Annotated in this window: 13 protein-coding genes and 1 tRNA gene; 7 read left to right on the forward strand and 7 right to left on the reverse strand. The window is 34.5% G+C overall.

Features of this window, described 5'->3' with window-relative positions:
* Nucleotides 1–5 precede the first annotated feature (5 nt).
* Nucleotides 6–1193, reverse strand: a complete 1188-nt coding sequence (locus tag QUH73_RS18360; RefSeq protein ID WP_289531897.1) for a glycoside hydrolase family 88/105 protein — start codon at nucleotides 1191–1193, stop codon at nucleotides 6–8.
* 7 nt (nucleotides 1194–1200) lie between these two features.
* On the reverse strand, nucleotides 1201–2799 hold the full coding sequence (locus QUH73_RS18365) for a glycoside hydrolase family 28 protein (protein ID WP_289531898.1): 1599 nt from the start codon (nucleotides 2797–2799) through the stop codon (nucleotides 1201–1203).
* A 307-nt stretch (nucleotides 2800–3106) separates the two neighbouring features.
* Between QUH73_RS18365 and QUH73_RS18370 the strand changes: the two genes are divergently transcribed.
* Complete coding sequence (locus QUH73_RS18370) at nucleotides 3107–7513, forward strand: hybrid sensor histidine kinase/response regulator transcription factor (protein ID WP_289531899.1); 4407 nt, start codon at nucleotides 3107–3109, stop codon at nucleotides 7511–7513.
* Nucleotides 7514–7592: 79 nt separating this feature from the next.
* Here QUH73_RS18370 and QUH73_RS18375 read toward each other — a convergent pair whose 3' ends face one another.
* Complete coding sequence (locus QUH73_RS18375) at nucleotides 7593–8870, reverse strand: peroxiredoxin family protein (protein WP_289531900.1); 1278 nt, start codon at nucleotides 8868–8870, stop codon at nucleotides 7593–7595.
* A gap of 261 nt (nucleotides 8871–9131) precedes the next feature.
* Here QUH73_RS18375 and QUH73_RS18380 point away from each other — a divergent pair.
* The 5 genes from QUH73_RS18380 to QUH73_RS18400 all read left to right on the forward strand — a co-directional run bounded on the left by QUH73_RS18380 (nucleotide 9132) and on the right by QUH73_RS18400 (nucleotide 13628).
* Nucleotides 9132–9204, forward strand: a tRNA-Lys gene (locus QUH73_RS18380).
* Between the two features lie 158 nt (nucleotides 9205–9362).
* Nucleotides 9363–9929 carry an RNA polymerase sigma factor gene (locus tag QUH73_RS18385; protein WP_289531901.1) on the forward strand — a complete coding sequence of 189 codons (567 nt, stop codon included), beginning with the start codon at nucleotides 9363–9365 and terminating at the stop codon, nucleotides 9927–9929.
* Between the two features lie 115 nt (nucleotides 9930–10044).
* Nucleotides 10045–10590: a hypothetical protein gene (locus QUH73_RS18390; RefSeq protein WP_289531902.1), complete on the forward strand. Its 546-nt coding sequence runs from the start codon at nucleotides 10045–10047 to the stop codon at nucleotides 10588–10590.
* 52 nt (nucleotides 10591–10642) lie between these two features.
* Nucleotides 10643–11704: a hypothetical protein gene (locus QUH73_RS18395; RefSeq protein ID WP_289531903.1), complete on the forward strand. Its 1062-nt coding sequence runs from the start codon at nucleotides 10643–10645 to the stop codon at nucleotides 11702–11704.
* Nucleotides 11705–11855: 151 nt separating this feature from the next.
* Nucleotides 11856–13628 carry an aminopeptidase P family protein gene (locus QUH73_RS18400; RefSeq protein ID WP_289531904.1) on the forward strand — a complete coding sequence of 591 codons (1773 nt, stop codon included), beginning with the start codon at nucleotides 11856–11858 and terminating at the stop codon, nucleotides 13626–13628.
* Nucleotides 13629–13663: 35 nt separating this feature from the next.
* On the opposite strand, the gene QUH73_RS18405 is transcribed toward QUH73_RS18400, so the two are convergent.
* From QUH73_RS18405 to QUH73_RS18420, 4 genes are all read right to left on the reverse strand, one after another.
* The gene (locus tag QUH73_RS18405; protein ID WP_289531905.1) at nucleotides 13664–14074 is read right to left on the reverse strand and encodes a secondary thiamine-phosphate synthase enzyme YjbQ; all 411 of its coding nucleotides are present in this window, start codon (nucleotides 14072–14074) and stop codon (nucleotides 13664–13666) included.
* A gap of 200 nt (nucleotides 14075–14274) precedes the next feature.
* On the reverse strand, nucleotides 14275–14715 hold the full coding sequence (locus QUH73_RS18410) for a hypothetical protein (RefSeq protein WP_289531906.1): 441 nt from the start codon (nucleotides 14713–14715) through the stop codon (nucleotides 14275–14277).
* A gap of 454 nt (nucleotides 14716–15169) precedes the next feature.
* Nucleotides 15170–15598 (reverse strand): arsenate reductase/protein-tyrosine-phosphatase family protein, encoded by a 429-nt coding sequence (locus QUH73_RS18415; protein WP_289531907.1) that lies wholly within the window; start codon nucleotides 15596–15598, stop codon nucleotides 15170–15172.
* 74 nt (nucleotides 15599–15672) lie between these two features.
* On the reverse strand, nucleotides 15673–16905 hold the full coding sequence (locus QUH73_RS18420; protein ID WP_289531908.1) for a dipeptidase: 1233 nt from the start codon (nucleotides 16903–16905) through the stop codon (nucleotides 15673–15675).
* Between the two features lie 185 nt (nucleotides 16906–17090).
* On the opposite strand from QUH73_RS18420, the gene QUH73_RS18425 reads away from it, so the two are divergent.
* Complete coding sequence (locus tag QUH73_RS18425) at nucleotides 17091–19502, forward strand: TonB-dependent receptor (protein WP_289531909.1); 2412 nt, start codon at nucleotides 17091–17093, stop codon at nucleotides 19500–19502.
* The last annotated feature ends 23 nt before the right edge of the window (nucleotides 19503–19525 follow it).

Consider the following 19525-nt stretch of genomic DNA (forward strand, 5'->3'; position numbering starts at 1 on the left):
CACAGCTATTTATTCAGTTCAATTGCAGCCAAAATAAAAGGTGCAATTCCTTTAGGATCATTTACAACCCTCTTCTCACTAATATAATATTCAAAAGAACCATCTCTGTATGGATTGCCACCCAAACCACAACCTCCACAAATATCCTTCATCTTTATCCTTCCGTTTTCATCCGTACTAATAAGATTTTTAATAATAGAATCGAATACAGAATTGGCCATATCCTTGTATCCTTTATCAAGATATCCTTTGGATGCCCCTTTGGCAAATGCATAGCAGAACATTGCAGAACCAGAACCTTCCAGATAATTTCCTTCCCGGTTACCCTGATCAAGAACCTGATACCATAAACCACTATCTTTATCGCGTACCTTTAGCAAAGCCTCGCAACTATTTTGAAGAAGAGCAATAAGATCATCCCGATCCTTGTGGTTTTCAGGCAAATAATCTAAAACATCAACAATAGCCATAACATACCACCCCATAGATCTGCTCCAAAAATTAGGTGCACAACCCGTTACTTTATTACTCCATCGCTGTTCACGACTTTCGTCGTAAGCGTGATATAACAAACCAGTCTTTTCATCTAAAGTTTTTTCATAGATTAATTCAATCTGTAAGCATACCTCATCAAATAGTTCCGGAGTATTGAATTCCTTTGCATATTGAGCTAAAAATGGGCTTGCCATATATATACCATCCAACCACATTTGATTCGGATATACTTTCTTATGCCAGAAACCTCCACTTTTAGTTTTTGGATGATTTTGCATTTGCTCTACGAATGAGTAAAGTGCTTTGCGGTACTTTTCTTCGCCAGTTCTTTTGTAAAGAGTAATAATATTCTTAGCTGGATTTATTCGATCAATATTATACTCCTCTATCTTATAGCCTTTTACACTGCCATCTTCCTGTACAAAATAATTCACATAATCTTCCATATAACGAGAATATTTTGAATCAATATCTCCTAAATGATCGATCGCCTGTCCTAAAAAAGCAATATCGTATTGCCATTTTATAGTTTTAGGATTTAAATAATGAATAAGACTATCCGATTGTTTCATCACCTCATCGGCCATTTTTACTGACCATTTTTGCACCTCTTCCTTTTGATTATTTCCTGTTGCAGATGACTTAGACTTGCAACTAGTAAAAACTAATAAGATGATTATAAATGAAATGTTTTTCATAAGTGTTTTATTTTTTCACCGCAGTTTGTGTATTCTTTTTCATATCATTCTTAATGATATTCCCTTTTTCTGTCAAAAACGGTACATCACCTTCAACCAATAAATCTACGCCCGAAAGAATATTATTAATTACAAATAGATTTGTTACTGACTGATTGCCTTCAATAAAAACAGGCAATTCTGTTGGCTGAAAACAGTTATTAACCAATATATCAGAACAATTATCCAACTTTATCACCGATGCATCGGCAGACAAATTATAAACGGTTAGATCGCTGATCTGGATTTTCTCCGAATGATTAAATTCTATTGCATTTCCATTACTCACAGAAAGACGAATATTTTTCATGTCAATATTAGAAGCGTAATCACCTGTGATACCTGTTTTCGCATCTATCTGAATATCGTTAAAGCTTATTTGCTCAGCCAAACGTTCTTTCAATCCATAAATCGCAATGCCTTTATTAGCATTAGTCATTCTAATATTTGAAAGATACACATTTCGAATAGCCGGAGTTCGGTCCGAAACTGGTTCCTCCGGTGTTTCATGATAATGCATATTAATCATCACACCTTCTCTTAACATGTTGTGCATAATAACATTTGAAACCCGAACATCTTCAACAACACCGCCTCTTCCTCTCATGGTTTTAATACGGATACCTCTGTCGGTACCCTCAAACACACAATTTGAAATGGCAACCCTACGAACACTACCAGACATTTCGCTGCCAATTACAACACCTCCATGCCCATTAAGCATGGTACAATTTGAAATTGTAATATTTTCTGTTGGTCTGTTTGCATCACGGCCATCAGCATCACGGCCAGATTTAATTACGATGCAGTCATCACCTACACTAATGTGGCTGTTACTGATTCTTACATTTCGGCATGATGAGGGATCAATTCCATCTGTATTAGGTGAGTCTCCTGGATTCAATATTGTAATTCCATCAATAGTAACATTTTCTGAAAAAACAGGCATCAAGGTCCAAAAGGGTGGATTTGTAAATGTTACCCCTTCTACCCTTACATTGGTACAATTATATGGCATAAATAAAGGTGGTCGCAAAAAACTCCCCATACCTTGCAGATATTTATTTATTTTAAGCATTTCACTATTTTCCTTTTGAAAAACAGCTTCCCATTTGGTATTGGTTTTCTCTCCTTCTCTTATGCGTGACCATAAATCCCACCATTTCTTACCATTGCCATCTATCAAGCCCCGTCCCTTAATTGTAACATTATTTGCATTATGAGAATAAATACAGGATTTAAAATTCCTCACCCGAACTCCTTCCCATCTTGAATCAATCATTGGAAGGTACGCATCAAAATCATCTGAAAATTTAAGAACAGCACCCGATCCTATATTAAGGGTTATATTACTTTTTAATTCTATTGGTCCACTTAAATAAACTCCTGATGGAATATAAATCTCTCCACCTCCTTGTTCACTCAATTCTGCAACAATTCTATCAATAATAGGTGAGCAGTTAACTAAACCGTTACTATCCGCACCTGCATCTTTTAAATCCACAACACTATTCTGCCCAAAAGTTAATTGAGAAACGAAAAGAAGAAAAACACAAAATAATTTCATACTTATTAATTTAAGACTTACTAATTTCAAATACAATTTATAAATGACCTGTAATAATCAACTTTTTCCTCTCTATCAGAGCAACTAGTTTTTCGGCATTTACAACGTTTGCAAAATATGTTCTTTTATTTAAACTTATAGATTACATTTTATCTAAAATACGGTGTCAAATCATCAGACTGCCACGGGTACAAATTATCTACACATTCATTTTCAGACAATTACAAATTCTCAATTATTGCTTAAATCTTAAAAAATGTAAAAAAACTCATTAAATTATTATATTTGTATGAACAAGAAATAGCATATGCATCAACTAAGAATACTGATAATTATAATCCTCTCTCTTTTGCAAAGTCTTTGTACTTTATCTCAAGACATCTATAGATTTGAACATTTTAATTCAGAAAATGGACTTTCTCAAAATACAATATCCAGTTTACTATGTGACCGAAAAGGATTTTTATGGATTGGAACAATGAATGGTTTAAATCGTTATGATGGTTATCGGTTTAAAATTTACAAGAGCAAGAAAGGGGATAGTAATGTTTTTACGAACAATAGAGTTATAAATCTATGGGAAGATTGCCAAGGTTTTATATGGATGAAAACCTATGATGGGTATTATCATTACCTGAACCCTGAATTAGAATTATTTAAAACCTTACCCGAATACGATGAAATTAAAAGCACTAAAAAATCTATAGCAACTTGCTTTTTGCAGTACTCGCCTGAAGATATTTGGGTTGGTACCACAAATGGAGGTGTTCTATATTTAAAATACAATTCTAAATTAAATAATTACACTCAATCAAAACACAGCGATAAAGGGAGATACAGCATTACAAACAAAGAAGTTCGCTTTATTGTTTCGGGTAAGGATTCTTCAGTTTGGGTGGGTACAAAAAAAGGGGTTAATCTTCTTACAAAAAAGGATCTTAATGCCGGAATATTTAATTTCCAACATCTTTTTATCAATTACTCCTTTAATTCGGCTATCGAACTATATAATGAAATTTGGCTTGGTACCGATAATCACGGCATAATCAAATACAACAAAAATGAATCATCGTTCAGATTTCTGGACATGTCCAACACCGCCGGCTTTGAGTCAAATCAAATTTCCAATCTATATCAATCAAAAGATGGAATAATCTTAGCAACTTTCGTAAATAAAGGTGTGTTAGCCTTTAACCCTGATTCTAATAAATGGACCAAACTAAAAATTCATGGCGATAAAGTTTTGAATGTTTATTTTGATAAAAAAGACAATGCATGGATAACAGCAACAGAATTTGGAATTACCAAAATTGAACTAAGTACACTAAAGTCGAAATATTACGAACTAACAACTCAAAACCAGAGAGTTATAACAGATTTGGAACGACATGTATTTTATGAAGATCTGGATTCAAACTTATGGATTGGACTGCATGGAGGAGCATTAACGTATTATAATAGTGAAAAAGACCAGTTTATTCACTATCAAAACAACCCTTCAAATCCCAATTCCATCTCGTCGAGTATTGTACACTGCATAACAGAGGATTTATCCGGACAAATGTGGCTTGGAACAGGTCAATACAAAGGAGGGCTTGAAAAAATCATTAAACGGGATCCTGCTTTTACACACATTCTGCCTATTCTTGAATTTAATCAAATAACCGATAATGTAGTCCGTTCAATTTGTCAGGATAAAAACGGCTATATTTGGTTTGGCACTAAAGCCGGTGATTTACATATCTACTCACCCGACCTAAAAAAAATGGGCTCAATTCAATCTTTTCACCCTGCAAAAAATGATCCTTATAAAGATAATATATACAGCATTTTTATTGATCACCAGAATTACTTGTGGCTGGGAACTAAAGGAAAAGGTTTATTAATAAGCCAAAACCCAATTCCAAATAATCCGGCAGAGTATACTAAAATCAAGTTCAATTCATATCTAAATAATCCAAAGGATTCTACCTCATTAGCAGGCAATAACATTTATTCGATTTCTCAGGATCAAATGGGAAATATATGGATTGGTACATTCGGAAATGGAATCTGCAAAACCAGCACCGATCACTCCGAGCCATTAGTTTTCCAATCCTATTCAACAAGTAACAGTCAATTATCTAGCGATTTGGTAAGATGTATCTACAGTGATTCTGATTCCAACCTTTGGGTCGCCACCTCTTTTGGTTTGAATCTGGTAAAAGCCAATGACCTGGAACAAAACAATATCATATTTCAAAACTTTTATTATTCAGCAGAGAAGCCAAACAGCATTAATTACAATGATGTAGTTGAGGTTTTTGAAGATTCTAAAAAGCAGGTCTGGTTTGGCACTTTTGGTGGAGGTGTTAATAAACTAAGCTTACCCATTGTTGATACGATTCAATTTTCATCCATAACATCCGAATCAGGACTTTCAAATGATGTGATATTTGGGATCATGGAAGACAATTCAAACCATTTGTGGTTTAGTTCTGAAAACGGCTTAAGCCGTTACGACGAATTGAAAAAAAGCGCTCAAATCTATAATGAATCGAACGGATTGGCTTTCAATAATTTCGCAGAAAACACTTGTTATACATTAGCCGATGGAAGAATTCTATTTGGCGGTTCAAACGGAATCGAAGTTGTTCAGCCCGAGTTAATAAAGCACTCCCAACAGACCAATTTTATTGAACTTACTAATTTTCAACTATTTAATAAAGATGTAATTGTTGGTGCACCAAAATCTCCTTTAAAAAAGAATATTTCATATACGAATGATATAACATTACTCAGCAGTCAATCAAGTTTCAGTATTGAATATTCGGCCCTTAACCTATCCGATCCTAAAAAAAATCAATACGCCTATTTGCTGGAGAATTTTGATAATGATTGGAATTATGTTGGCAATCAAACCAAAGCAACTTATACAAACCTTGCTCCCGGAGAATATAAATTTAAGGTGAAAAGCACAACCCGAACCGGTTCCTGGAATGAAAATGAACGTGTACTAAGAATAACCATTTCACCGGCTTGGTGGCAAACCAAACTCGCATTTTTTGCTTATTTGTTATTCTCTATCGGTTTAATCATTTTCAGTAGATATATAATTAAACGAATGAATAAGTTTCGCAATGATTTAACCATTGAAAAAACAATTAATGAACTAAAACTTAGGTTTTTCACAAATATTTCGCACGAAATACGAACTCCTCTTACCCTAATCCTTGGGCCTATTGAAGACCTGCTGCAACAAGACAATTTAGATGCCGCACCAACAAAAAAGCTACGGATTATTCGTAAAAATGCAAAACGGATGTTGCAACTTGTAAATCAATTACTAGACTTCAGGAAAGTTCAGAACAATAAAATGCAACTAAAAATTCAGGAAGTAGATCTGAATGAATTCACAAAAGATATTTTTGAAAGTTTCATCCCCCTGGCAAATCACAAACAAATTTTTTATTCATTTCAAAATTCAGGCTCACCAATCAACATTTGGGGAGACCGGTCAAAATTAGATTCAATAATTTACAATCTAATTTCGAATGCAATCAAATTTACACCAAAAGGGAAAAAAGTTATTGTTACTGTAAAAATTAATTCATCGAAAAATAAAGCCGAAGTTTTTGTTACTGATGAAGGCCCTGGAATTTCGGAAAAAAACATCTCCGAAATATTTAATCGATACACAATTCTCAGCAACCACGATTTTGCAGGAACAGGAATAGGATTGTCATTGGCACACGAATTAGCTATTCTTCATAAAGGAAGTATTGAACTGTCATCTACGGTAGGAAAAGGCAGTGTTTTTTGTTTTTCAATGCCTCTGAATAAAGAAAAGTTAATGCAGTCACCTAACATTCAGGTAATAAATGATGAATCACAGCAACCAATCTATCATTATATAGAAATAGAAGATAATAATGTCGCAGAAACTATTGCTGATAATACTAATGATCAGGTAATACTTATTGTTGAAGACAATGAAGAAATTTCGGCATACACTAAAGATTCGCTGTCTTCATTGTATTCATGCATTGTTGCTAATAACGGAAAAGAAGGGCTTCGATTGGCACAAATTCATAATCCTGATGTTATTATTACGGATATCATGATGCCGGAAATGGATGGCATTGAAATGACGCGTCTGTTAAAAGAAAATTTTACTACTTGTCACATACCAATTGTTATGATGACCGCAAAAGTGGATATACAAGACAAAATTACAGGTTTTGAAACGGGAGCAGAAGCCTACATCACAAAGCCACTTCAAATGGCTTACTTAAAGGCTGTTCTAAAAACATTGATTACTCAAAGAAAATTAGTTATTTCAAAATACCGGGATAATAAAACTATTGATCCAAAAACACTAAAGGTTAACTCAAAAGATGAAGAATTTTTGAAACAATTAGTTACATACATCGAGACAAATTATTCAACAGAATTAAGTGTTGACAGTCTCTCTGGCTTTTGTTGTGTAAGCCGAACTGTATTTTACAATAAAATTAAAGGTTTAACAGGGCTAAGTCCCTTGGAATTTATTAGGGAAATTAAACTTAAAATTGCCATGCAGTTTTTAGAAAAAGGATTTTCGGTTTCCGAAGTTGCCAATAAAATAGGTTATACTGATGTAAAATATTTCTCGAAACAATTTAGCTCTCAATATGGTTATCCGCCAAGTAAAATAAAGAAAATAAACAAATCCAAATCAGAAGGGACAGAATAAAATTTGAATTAAAAATCAACGAAATCCATAACCTGAAAAGTTTACTATTGATTGAAGATACTTATGATTGACAATAAACTTACTTAAAAAAATCGCCCAATGCTTTTTCCAATTGAAAGAAGGTTTGAGGTACAGCAACTGTTTTTAGAGATGAATCGATTAGAAACATGCTGGGTGTAACGTAAATATTAAGCAGATTTGCAGTTGTACCATTTAATCCATCGGTATCGCAGGCATTTACCCAAGGGTAATAGTTTTGCGAAACAATTTCGTTCCAAAAGCCAAGATTACTATCTAAGGATACAGCTACAACCTCCAACCCCAACTCATGATATTCGGGATACAAATCCTTAATTCGCTCCAGCATTTCTCTGCTATGCACACAACTCCCCGACCAAATTATCAGCAGAGTTAAATCACTGTTAACATCAGATAATGATTGTATTTTTCCATCAGGCGAATGATTTAATTCTACATCGGGAACCAACCAACCAGCTTTGTTAGCATGCGAATTTCGCACTCGGTTTTGTATGATTTTATTGCCCATTACATATTCGCAGGTATTCAAAACCTTATATGAATCAACAATCAAATGATATATTTCCGGAAACTTTTGTTCCGGGTATCTGTTCATTAAATAATTTGCCAGATATTTTTGTGAGCTTGGCTCCAGTTCTGTTAGCCAAAACAGTTTACTTATCAAATCATTTATCTTCGTATAATTTTCCGCTTTTATCAAATCTTCAATGTAATTGACTTTTAAGTATTTCCCAATTTTTTCATAATAGATAGGTGTAGCTTGCAATACGGAATCTGAAAAGGCGAAATAATCAAAAAAATGCTTTTGATAATAGTCATCGTAATTCTTTACTTTTAAATCCGGTTCCAACTCTTGTTTAGCCAAAGCTATGCGCGCCGGCCATGAATCAATATGAGATCTCCATAATTCTTTCAGGAATACTTTCTTTTCTTTTTGCACCAGCTTAAATTGGGTGTGCAATTCTTTATAGGAAGAATCTCTCTCATTTAAATTCACCAACCTTTCCCTCAAAGTTCCAATTCTTTGATTCAATACGTTAAATTCTGAGAGGTAGTAATGGAACTGATTATTTTCATCATTATCCGGAAAACGAAGCTCGCCAAGCACTGGTTTGCCATCCAGTGAAAAATGAAAGTCGGGATTTGAAATCAGAAAATCAATATTTCCCAATTCACCGGCAAGTCTGTAAAAACCGTAATTACCTTCCCACGAAAAAGAAAGGATTCCATTGTCGGCTACTTTTGCCTGCCCTACTACAAATGAACCACCTTCATCGCCTCTCACAAGCAGAAACTGTTCCTGCTTACAATCGGGCATCTGCACTGTTAATTTAAGTTGTATTTGTCCAAATACAGTCTGTGAAATCAGCAAAAATACAAATACAAGAATTTTATTATTCATGAATATCATGCTCCAACTTTATATGATATAAGTACCAAAGTGAATCATAAAGGTACATATTCTTATTATGGATAGCCAAACCCATCTATTTAATTAACAAATTTGATTGACCATTGAATTAAAATGAATTTTTCCCGTTCTAAAATTTTATTGTAAATTTAGTATTCTGAATAAAAAGATTCCTTAGCTCAGCTGGTAGAGCACATCACTTTTAATGATGGGGTCCTGGGTTCGAACCCCAGAGGGATCACACATGAACCGTCAAATGACTTTGATGGTTTTTCCATTTTATATAATGATAAACAAAAGCCTGATTTCTTTAAACATTTTACTTATATTTAATGGAATAATTTCAATATACATGCAACGCATGATTTCCGCATTCGTCATTAGAATAGAAATTGATTAATGAGCTCATTGTACAAAAACATACACCAAGACCTAATTGAGCTTTGCGGAAAAAATGACCCCAAAGCCCAATTTAAAATCTACAAGTTATACTACAAAGCAATGTATAACTCATCTTTACGGATTGTAAAGGATGCTGTGGAAGCAGAAGATATCATGCAGGAAGCGTTTCTTGCTGCATTCCGAAACATTAAAAAATACAAAGGAGAGGTTAGTTTTGGTGCATGGTTAAAAAGAATTGTTGTGAATCGTTCTTTGGATTGTATAAAAAAGAAAAAACTGGAACTATTCCCTATCGACAATGAGTTGTATAAATTATCCGAAAAGGAAGATAACTATAACATTGAGTATTCAGAAGAACAAATTACTATATTAAAAAAAGGAATAGACCTGCTACCAACAGGCTATCGAATTATCCTGAATCTGTATTTAATTGAAGGCTATGATCATGAAGAAATAGGAAGCATTCTTAACATTACCTCCTCCACTTCCCGATCACAATTTTTACGGGCCAAGAAAAAACTGATTCAGATAATTTCGGAAAAAGAAAACCAAAAAATGCTATGAACCCTTCTCTTCCTTTTATGAAGGTTAAAAGCTCTCAATTTTCGGGCTTAATTAAATTGAAGAAGATAAAAATGAAAAGAAGGTTACATACTACAATCAATGAAAATTTGTAAGTATGAAAGATTTAGAAAAAATTTTACGAGATCATAAAGATCAATTCGATGATTATGAACCACAGGATGGTCATTTCGAAAATTTTCTTGAAAAGCTAAGCCATCAAAAGAAAAGAAATGTATTCGAAAGCATCCCAAACTTTTTAAAAGTGGCTGTAATAATTACTTTTGTAATCTTTTCGGGGCTGGTTGGATATCAGATTCGAAATATGCAGGGCGATCATTTAGGCTTGGGAGCAATATCTCCTGAATACAAGGAAGTTGAAGCGTTTTATACTGCAAACATCAACAGTCAGCTTGGCATATTGAAACAAATTGGTAGTTTTGATAAGAAACAGCACCAAAGCATACTGAGTGAAGAATTAAAAGAAATGGATGAGCGATATTCACAGTTAAAAAAAGAGCTTGAATTACATCCGGATGACGATAGAATTATTCAGGCAATGATTGAATATTATCAGGTGAAAACAAGTATTTTAAATCGCATAATCGAACAATTATATCTGATTAAAAAGCAAAACAGAAACAACCTGAATACGGCAGTATAATTAAGGCAATATCACGAAATACAAGAAAAAATATATTCTAAATAAAAAGACTATGAAGACATTAAAATTCAAATTTTCCGCACTCTTATTTGTTGTACTTCTCGCGTTTACAACAAATGCCTTTGCTTTAGATGACTTCGAGAAACAGATTAAAGAAGTATTCTCTGCTACAGAAGGCACAGAATTCAGCATCAATAACAAATACGGCGATGTTAACATTAAAAATTGGGATCGTGATTCCGTATCCATTAATGTTGTCATTACATTAGAAACCTCGAGTGAAGAAAAAGCCAAATTACTCTTTAAGAGTATCGACATAAAACTCAATAAAACGGGGAATGACATAACCGCCGTAACCGAGATGTCGCATCAATTCAAAACAGGCAATAAATTCAGTATCGATTACGAAATATTTATGCCTGCATATATCAAGCTGGATATTTCAAATAAGTTTGGTAACATTTACATCAATACCTTACGTGCCAAAGCAAATATTAATTTAAGCTACGGAAACCTTCAAGGCGAAAGCTTTCTTTATCCGGAAGATAAACCTGTTAGTACTATTAATCTGAGTTATGCAAAAGCGACAATAAATGAGTGCAACAGAACCAAATTAACCCTTAAGTATTCGAAAATGAATATTGGTACAAGTAAGGCTTTGGTTGTGGTTAGCCGTTACTCGAAGTTACATCTTGATAACAATGAAACCGTTCTTGCTGATAGTAAATACGATGCTTTCGATATTGTGAACACCAATACTTTTATAGTTACAATGGGACAGTATTCCGATTTCAAAATTGAAAATGTAAATAAGAATTTGGAATTGAATCTTCGTTATGGAAATTGTAAAATTGAAAATGTTTCCAAAGAATTTGAATCAATTAAAGTTGACAATCAATATGTTGCCAGCAGAATTGCGATTGAAGAAGGAGCAAACTATTCTCTGGACGCTGAAACAAAATATTGCGGCATAAGCTATCCTGAAGATGCTCAGGTAATTCAAAAAATTGTTAATAACTCTGAAACTTCTCTAAAAGTCGTTGTTGGAAAGTCTGCATCACCAAAAGGAAAAGTTATCATTAACAGCCAATACGGCAATGTGAGTCTTAAATAGTTAACCATCAAGTCATATATTATCCCTCTTTGCCACACAAAGGGGGATTTTTTTATTAAAAGAACCCAAACAGTAAAAAATATGTCTGGTTTTCGCCCGATATAATTCATAATATTGTAATTTTAACCTGTAAACAACTAGAAACCCAAAAATGACTGTTGCCGAGAGAGTAAACGCCATGCGTTCTTTATTGTATGAAAAAAATATTCATGCCTATATTATTACCAGTACAGATCCTCATATGAGTGAATACGTTCCAGACAGATGGACAACTCGTCAATGGTTATCTGGATTTACCGGCTCGGCAGGAACACTTATCATCACCCAGGAAAAAGCCGGTCTATGGACAGATTCCAGATATTTTCTACAAGCGGAAACCCAGCTGAAAGAAAGCGGAATTGAACTTTTCAAAATGGGAACTCCAGGAACTCCTACTCAAAACGAATGGTTGTCAGGTGAATTACCTATTAATCCAAATGTTGGATTTGACGGAACTTGTTTTTCTGTAGCACAAACCAGAGAATTAAAAAACAAATTAGGTGATTTAGGCATTAATATCGTTGAAGAATTCGATCTGGTTAATGAAATCTGGGAAAGTCGGCCCGAGTTGCCAAACAAGCCAATTTTCGATCATGAAGTTTCCTATTCTGGTCAGACCAGATATAGTAAATTGCTGAAGATCAGAAAACAAATGAAAGAATGCGAATGCAACTTTCATTTTGTGGGTAGTTTAGATGATGTGGCATGGCTCTTCAATATCAGAGGAAATGATATAGATTACAATCCCCTTGCCTTGGCCTATGCCATAATAGGAATCGAATCGGCGACTCTTTACCTGCGCGAAGATCAAATTCCCAATGATTTGATTCAGAAATTAGCCGAGGATGAGATTTATATTGCAGATTACGGTCAGATATTTAACGACTTGGATAAAATCCCGGGATCTGCAAGTGTTCTACTTGATGTAAACCGAACCAATTTAAATGCATTCTACTCAATAAGTGCCAATATCGTTGAAAAAGAAAACCCTTCTCAACTGCTGAAAAGTATAAAAAATGAAGTAGAAATAGAAGGAATGAAAAATGCCATGAAGAAAGATGGTGTGGCTCTCACTCAATTCTACTATTGGCTCGAAGAAAATATTGGCAAAACTAAAATTACCGAATTTACGGTAATGGATAAACTGAAAGAATTCAGATCTCTTCAAAAAGATTTTAAAGGCGAAAGCTTTGGAACTATTGCGGGATACAAAGACCATGGAGCTCATCCTCATTACTATACTACACCCGAATCGGATGTTGAAATTAAAGCAGAAGGGATACTTCTTATTGATTCGGGCGCACAATATTTGGATGGTACTACTGACATAACCAGAACCATTCCGATGGGCAAATTAAACGAAGAGGAAAAAACTGATTTCACTTTGGTTTTAAAAGGAATGATTCAATTGGCAATGGCTAAATTTCCGAAAGGAACACTCGGTTGCAATTTGGATGTTTTAGCTCGTCAGGCTTTATGGAACAAAGGCAAAAATTACGGCCACGGAACCGGGCATGGTGTTGGATGTTTTATGAATGTTCATGAAGGCCCGCAAAGTATCCGGCAGGAAATTAAAGATCAGGCGTTATTACCGGGCATGATAACTTCTGACGAACCCGGATTTTACCGGGAAGGATTTTACGGAATTCGACATGAGAATCTTATTCTTTGTTGCCATGAGGAAACAACTCCGTTTGGAGAATTCCTAAACTTTGAAACAATCACATTGTGCCATTTCGAAACTAAAGGCATTATCACTGAACTTCTTACTCCGGAAGAAAGACAATGGTTGAATAATTATCATCAGAAAGTTTACGATGTATTGTCTCCCGAACTGGATGAGCGTCATCAGAACTGGTTAAAAGAAAAAACCAAAGCGATATAAAGCAAGGAACGCCTCAATAATGAGGCGTTTTTCATTTACGAATAGATAGTAACAACCAACTTTCTTCCGCCACCTCTATTTCTAAATTCACAAAGATAAATTCCTTGCCAGATTCCCATATTTAACTGATGATTCGTAATTGGAATTGTAAGTTCCGGACCAATTAATGAAGTTTTCACATGTGCAGGCATATCGTCTGAGCCTTCCAAAATATGAGTATAGAAAGACTGGTTTTCGGGTACAATTCTGTTCATGATTGATTCAAAATCATCGCGAACCGAAGGATCGGCATTTTCATTTATGCTTAAGGCCGCTGAAGTATGTTTCAGAAATAAATGAAGGATTCCTATTTTTGGCAAATTGCTTAAGTGCCCGGCTATCTGGGAATCGATAAGGTGATACCCTCTTCCATAAGCCGGTAAAGTGATTTCTAATTGTTGAATCATAGATCTGTTATTATACCAATAATAAGATTGAAACCTTTAAATTATTTATTTTTAAGATACTGTCGATACTAAATTGGCAACTGTAATTCAACACAAGATAGCATATTCAACACAATCCTCAAAAAATGCAAATTCCCATAACTGAAATCCTAAACGATCTAATTATGGGAACTGCCTGATAATTCTTTGTACATAAACAACTAATGGCGAATACGAACATTCACCTTAACAGGCTTCTGATCGAATACTTTTTTAACACAGGCAATCATTTGTTTTTCAGATAAATAATCTTCCGACTCAATTTTACGAATGCGGTCTTTAAGAATGGGCTCTTTACTTATGTGCTTAGCAAGATGTACCTTGGTTTCGGCTGGACCAAACAGATAAATTTCTTCTGCGTCGGATAAATGATCGGTAATGCTTTCAAAATAATGTTTCAATTGATGACGTCTTTTATGTGTTATTTTGTTTGCAGGATTGATAAACTGATTGCCCATACGGGAATAAGCTTTTGTTTCTCCCTTGAAACGCAATCGTGATTCAATTTCTGATTCAATTTTATCAACTCTGGCTCCATTATCCTCAATGGTAATAATGTAAGCTTTTTCGGTATCTAACCAAACTCCAATGTTTTTTTTCATTTTCGTTTCCTTTTAATGAATAGAATTTAAACTAGTTTGAAACAGTTCGTAAAGGGCAGGTATAAGAGAAATGTGATCTCAATTGAAGAAACAGGTTCTTACCATATTATAAAGATGTATCATATCACGTTTAGAATTAACAAGCGTATGTTCTTCTTATTTGATCCAATATAAATTTACGAAATTTACAGCCTCTTGTCAAGATTAAAGATTGACCACCACCACTATTCATACAATACTAAATCAATAACTTATATGAACACAACTCATTAATTCTGTACACAATCAACAAATTGAAAATAACGTTAAGATGAAACCAAACCTACCAAAACAGAGAGGTATAAAAACAAAAAACTGGATTCATTTCTGAATCCAGTTGTATATTTAAATCCGCATTAAGCTTTTTCTATTTAAAAAACTACCCACTTATCACTTATCAATAAAATGCTCAATTCTATTCTACAATCTTAAAATTATCCTGAACAAAACTAAAACAGATATCATCTACAGCATTGCAAACGGCATTATAGGCTTGTAATCTGACATTTTCCTCTCCTTCCACTTTCGCTGGATCAGGCAGTTCAAACAACAAAATTTTAGGATTTCCATTGAGTACAGGAACATTATTTTCAACTTCTTTATCGAAACACAACACAAAATCAAAAAAATTCTGATCGAGTTCCGCAACTGCTTTCGACTTGTATTCCGGGATATCCATAATAGCTTCAGCCATTGCTTTTTGTGCCAGTAGGTGAATAGATCCTTTTTCCAGTCCTGCACTCCATATCTCTATATGCCTTTTGCCATAGTACTTTAGCCACTTTTCTGCCATTTGCGAGCGGGCTTCATTTTTATCGCTTAACACCAATACTTTCTTCACCATTCAATCTTTTAATATTTTCATGACAAATTTATGAATTTGTACACAAATAGAATAAGTTGCAAAACAGCTGGAGTCTAATTCAATGCCATTTTTTTATTCCCGGCATATTCCTCTACTTCCTTAAAAACACGCATAAAATTTCCACCCCAAATTTTACCAATTTCTTCTTCGGAATAATTCCTCTTCAACAGTTCTTTCGTAATATTCATCATTTGACTCACATCGGCACAATCTTTTAGGCCTCCTCCACCATCAAAATCAGTGCCTATTCCCACATAATCAATTCCAATTAAATTTACGATATGATCGATATGATCAACAGCATCAGCCACAGTAGGTTTATCTTTTGGATAATCAATCTGAATCTGACGCCATTCGTTCCACATTTTATTTTCTTCCTCTATCGACCTTTTACCTGTATTTTTGTACCGAGCCCGTAGCTCTATCTCTTTCTTGTAGCCAATGGTAGTAGTATCCGGAGCCTTAACGTAATCATCCAAAATACACATTTGTATTACACCACCATTTTTAGCCAATGCCTTAAGCATCTTATCCGATAAGTTTCTTGGATTATCGCATACTGCTCTTGCGCAGGAATGTGATGCGATAACCGGAGTTTTAGAAAGTTTCAAAACATCAAAAAATGAACTGTCCGAAATATGCGATACATCAATTATTATCCCCAAATCATTCATTTTGGGAACCACTTGCTCTCCAAAAGCACTCAATCCGTTAAATTCAGCTCCATTTTTGTCGGTTGAAGAATCACAAATATCATTATTGGATGTGTGGCACAAAGTAATGTAGCGAACACCTTTTTCGAAATACCTTTCCACTTCAGAAATTTCATTTCCCAAAGGAAAACCATTCTCCATTCCAATATAGACAGCTCTTTTTCCTTCCTTCTCCAATCGATAACCATCTTCAACACTCAATGCCACTTCTGCTATATCCTGATTTTTCTGACAAACAGAATAAACAGAATCTATCAATTCATCTGCTTTGGCACGGGCAGCAAGTATATTTTCCGGAGTTCTTTCTCTTTGCAAAGTAAAGGCTGCAAAAAAGATTCCATCCAAACCTCCCTCTTTCATTCTCGGAAAATCAACACAACTTCCTCCATTTACATAAGGATGAGCAACCGCAATATCAAAATCTTTTTCCAACAACTGATACGGCGTATCCACGTGGGTATCAACAGTAAATACATGATTGTGGATTTTAGCCGCTTTTTGATCCAGACTTTCGCAAGATGACAGAACTGTTATTAGGGTAATAAACAGACCTGTCCAATAAATATTTTTCATGTTTTATTCAATTTTGGGTTAGATAATCCGTAAAGATAAACTCATAATCTATAAAAAAAGTAGAATGTTGATTTTTTTATATTTTATGGAAACTATTCCTTTATTTAGAATTGCTTTGTATCTTGGTGTTTTAGTAATTTTCAATATTTTATCAGACACCAGAACTTAACAGGCTGTATTCCATTATGGTTCAATCAACATATCAATTTATTCTTTTGATTCTCCTACTTCTCCCTTTGCAATTAGAAGCGCAACAAAATGCTATTCTAAAAGGAAAGATCACCGACAACAAGCGGAACGAAATTGCAGGCGCTCATATTCAAATTGAACCGATCTCTCGATATACAACCAGCGATACAAATGGAAATTACACCCTGAAAGTCCCCTCAAATAATACATTTACCTTAAAAATATCGCACATTAGTTATCAAAACATCGAGGTGAATTTCTTGTTAAAAACAGGGGAAACAAAGTTTTTCAATCCTATATTAACAGTAAAACAGCAACAATTAAAAGAAGTTACCGTAGATTCAAAAAAAGCCATAACAGATAAAAACATTAGTATCAGCACGAAACAACTGGAACAACTTCCTGTAACAGGAAATGGTGCTGTCGAACAAATAATTAAAACCCTGCCGGGTGTAAGTTCCAATAATGAATTAAGCTCTCAATATTCTGTTCGAGGAGGTAATTTCGATGAAAACCTAGTATACATTAACGATGTGGAAATTTACCGTCCTAATTTGGTTCGATCCGGTCAGCAGGAAGGGTTGAGTGTTATTAATCCCGATTTAGTTTCATCGATTCAGTTTTCTTCCGGAGGATATGATGCAAAATACGGAGATAAACTTTCTTCTGTTTTGGATGTAAAATACAAAACACCAAACAAATTTGAAGCTTCTGCTGAAGCAAGTTTGCTGGGGAGTTCTTTTCATTTTGCCAATAGTAGTAAAAACAACAAACTAACCTATTTAGCTGGTATCCGCTACAAAACGAATGAATATCTGCTAAATTCTTTGGACACAAAAGGAGAATACAAACCAAATTACACGGATATTCAGGCAATGCTAAATTATCGTTTTTCCTCGTCGTTCAGCATGCATTTGTGGGGAAGTTTAAGCCGAAATAATTATAATTTTAAGCCGAAAACCAGAAATACATCTTTTGGAACAATCAGTGACGCACTGCAACTTAAAATCTATTTCGATGGCAAGGAAAAAGACAAGTACAAAACTAATATTCAGGCACTCACATTAAAATTCCATCCGAACAACAAGTCTTTGTACCGTATTATAGCAAGCAGATACGAAACAACTGAAAAAGAAACTTTTGATATTATGGGACAATATTACCTCAGTGATTTATTTGTATCGCATGGAGGAAGTTCATCGGAAAGCATAGAGAATCTGGGTGTAGGAACTTTTATCGATCACGCAAGAAATAAACTGAATAAAAAAGTGAGTACAATAGATATAAAGGGAGATCACAACAGGAATAATCTATTTATTCAATGGGGAATTGGTGGAAAACATGAAGAAGTTGATGATCGGATTAACGAATGGCAATATCAGGATTCAGCAGGGTATTCAATCCCTGTTTCAGATTCTGAAGTATCGCTGGCATACACAAAAAATGCAATTAATAAAATCAGCAACAATCACATCACTTCATTTGCCCAAGGCACCTATGTTTTTCAAGATAGCAAAGGAGAGTTTCAGATTACCGGAGGACTGAGATATCATTTTTGGGATTATAATAATGAAAGCTTCTTCTCTCCCCGGGCATCGGTCAACTACATTCCAAACTGGGAAAAGAAGGTTAAATTTCGTTTTTCGACTGGTTATTACCAACAAATGCCATCGTATCGTGAAATGCTGAATAGTAACGGACAGATTAGCACCAATGTGAATCTGCAAAAATCAATTCACTATGTTTTAGGTCAGGAATATTACTTTAATGCATGGAACCGCCCGTTCAAATTTTCAAGCGAATTGTACTATAAAGATCTGAAATCATTAACCCCTTATGACATTGAAAATGTTCGGATTCGATACTATGGTGACAAAAAATCGAAAGGCTATGCCACTGGTTTGGATTTAAGAATTAATGGTGAATTTGTTCCGGGAACTGAATCATGGGCGAGTTTATCAATAATGAAAACGGAAGAAGATATCATAGGGGATGAACTTGGCTATTTACCCAGACCAACCGACGAACGAGTAAATTTCTCGATGTTTTTTCAAGATTATTTACCAAACAACCCATCCTATAAAATGCATTTAAGTCTATTCTACGGAGGAAAACTACCAGTTTGGACTCCTAAAAAAGGAAAGAATGGTGAGAGCTTTAGAATGCCTAATTACAGAAGGATTGATTTGGGTTTTTCTAAAATATTACTCGATGAAAATACCAAGTACAAAAATGGTTTATTAAAACATTTTAAATCGATGTGGATAAGTCTGGAAGTTTTCAATGTTTTGGATATAAATAATACAATATCCTATTTATGGATTAGCGATGTATCGGGGAATCAATATGCAATTCCAAATTACCTTACATCAAGAAAAATTAACTTGAAGCTTACTGCTAAATTCTAGCCAATAGCTTATCATCAATCAGT

Source organism: Labilibaculum sp. K2S (assembly GCF_030372765.1).
In the GTDB taxonomy this organism is placed as follows: Bacteria; Bacteroidota; Bacteroidia; order Bacteroidales; family Marinifilaceae; genus Labilibaculum.

What these genes read in the sequence shown, in the direction of transcription:
- QUH73_RS18360 (WP_289531897.1), bottom strand. Translation starts at nt 1,193, where the DNA reads ATGAAAAACATTTCATTTATAATCATCTTATTAGTTTTTACTAGTTGC.
- QUH73_RS18365 (WP_289531898.1), bottom strand. Translation starts at nt 2,799, where the DNA reads ATGAAATTATTTTGTGTTTTTCTTCTTTTCGTTTCTCAATTAACTTTT.
- QUH73_RS18370 (WP_289531899.1), top strand. Translation starts at nt 3,107, where the DNA reads ATGCATCAACTAAGAATACTGATAATTATAATCCTCTCTCTTTTGCAA.
- QUH73_RS18375 (WP_289531900.1), bottom strand. Translation starts at nt 8,870, where the DNA reads ATGCCCGATTGTAAGCAGGAACAGTTTCTGCTTGTGAGAGGCGATGAA.
- QUH73_RS18385 (WP_289531901.1), top strand. Translation starts at nt 9,363, where the DNA reads ATGAGCTCATTGTACAAAAACATACACCAAGACCTAATTGAGCTTTGC.
- QUH73_RS18390 (WP_289531902.1), top strand. Translation starts at nt 10,045, where the DNA reads ATGAAAGATTTAGAAAAAATTTTACGAGATCATAAAGATCAATTCGAT.
- QUH73_RS18395 (WP_289531903.1), top strand. Translation starts at nt 10,643, where the DNA reads ATGAAGACATTAAAATTCAAATTTTCCGCACTCTTATTTGTTGTACTT.
- QUH73_RS18400 (WP_289531904.1), top strand. Translation starts at nt 11,856, where the DNA reads ATGACTGTTGCCGAGAGAGTAAACGCCATGCGTTCTTTATTGTATGAA.
- QUH73_RS18405 (WP_289531905.1), bottom strand. Translation starts at nt 14,074, where the DNA reads ATGATTCAACAATTAGAAATCACTTTACCGGCTTATGGAAGAGGGTAT.
- QUH73_RS18410 (WP_289531906.1), bottom strand. Translation starts at nt 14,715, where the DNA reads ATGAAAAAAAACATTGGAGTTTGGTTAGATACCGAAAAAGCTTACATT.
- QUH73_RS18415 (WP_289531907.1), bottom strand. Translation starts at nt 15,598, where the DNA reads ATGGTGAAGAAAGTATTGGTGTTAAGCGATAAAAATGAAGCCCGCTCG.
- QUH73_RS18420 (WP_289531908.1), bottom strand. Translation starts at nt 16,905, where the DNA reads ATGAAAAATATTTATTGGACAGGTCTGTTTATTACCCTAATAACAGTT.
- QUH73_RS18425 (WP_289531909.1), top strand. Translation starts at nt 17,091, where the DNA reads ATGGTTCAATCAACATATCAATTTATTCTTTTGATTCTCCTACTTCTC.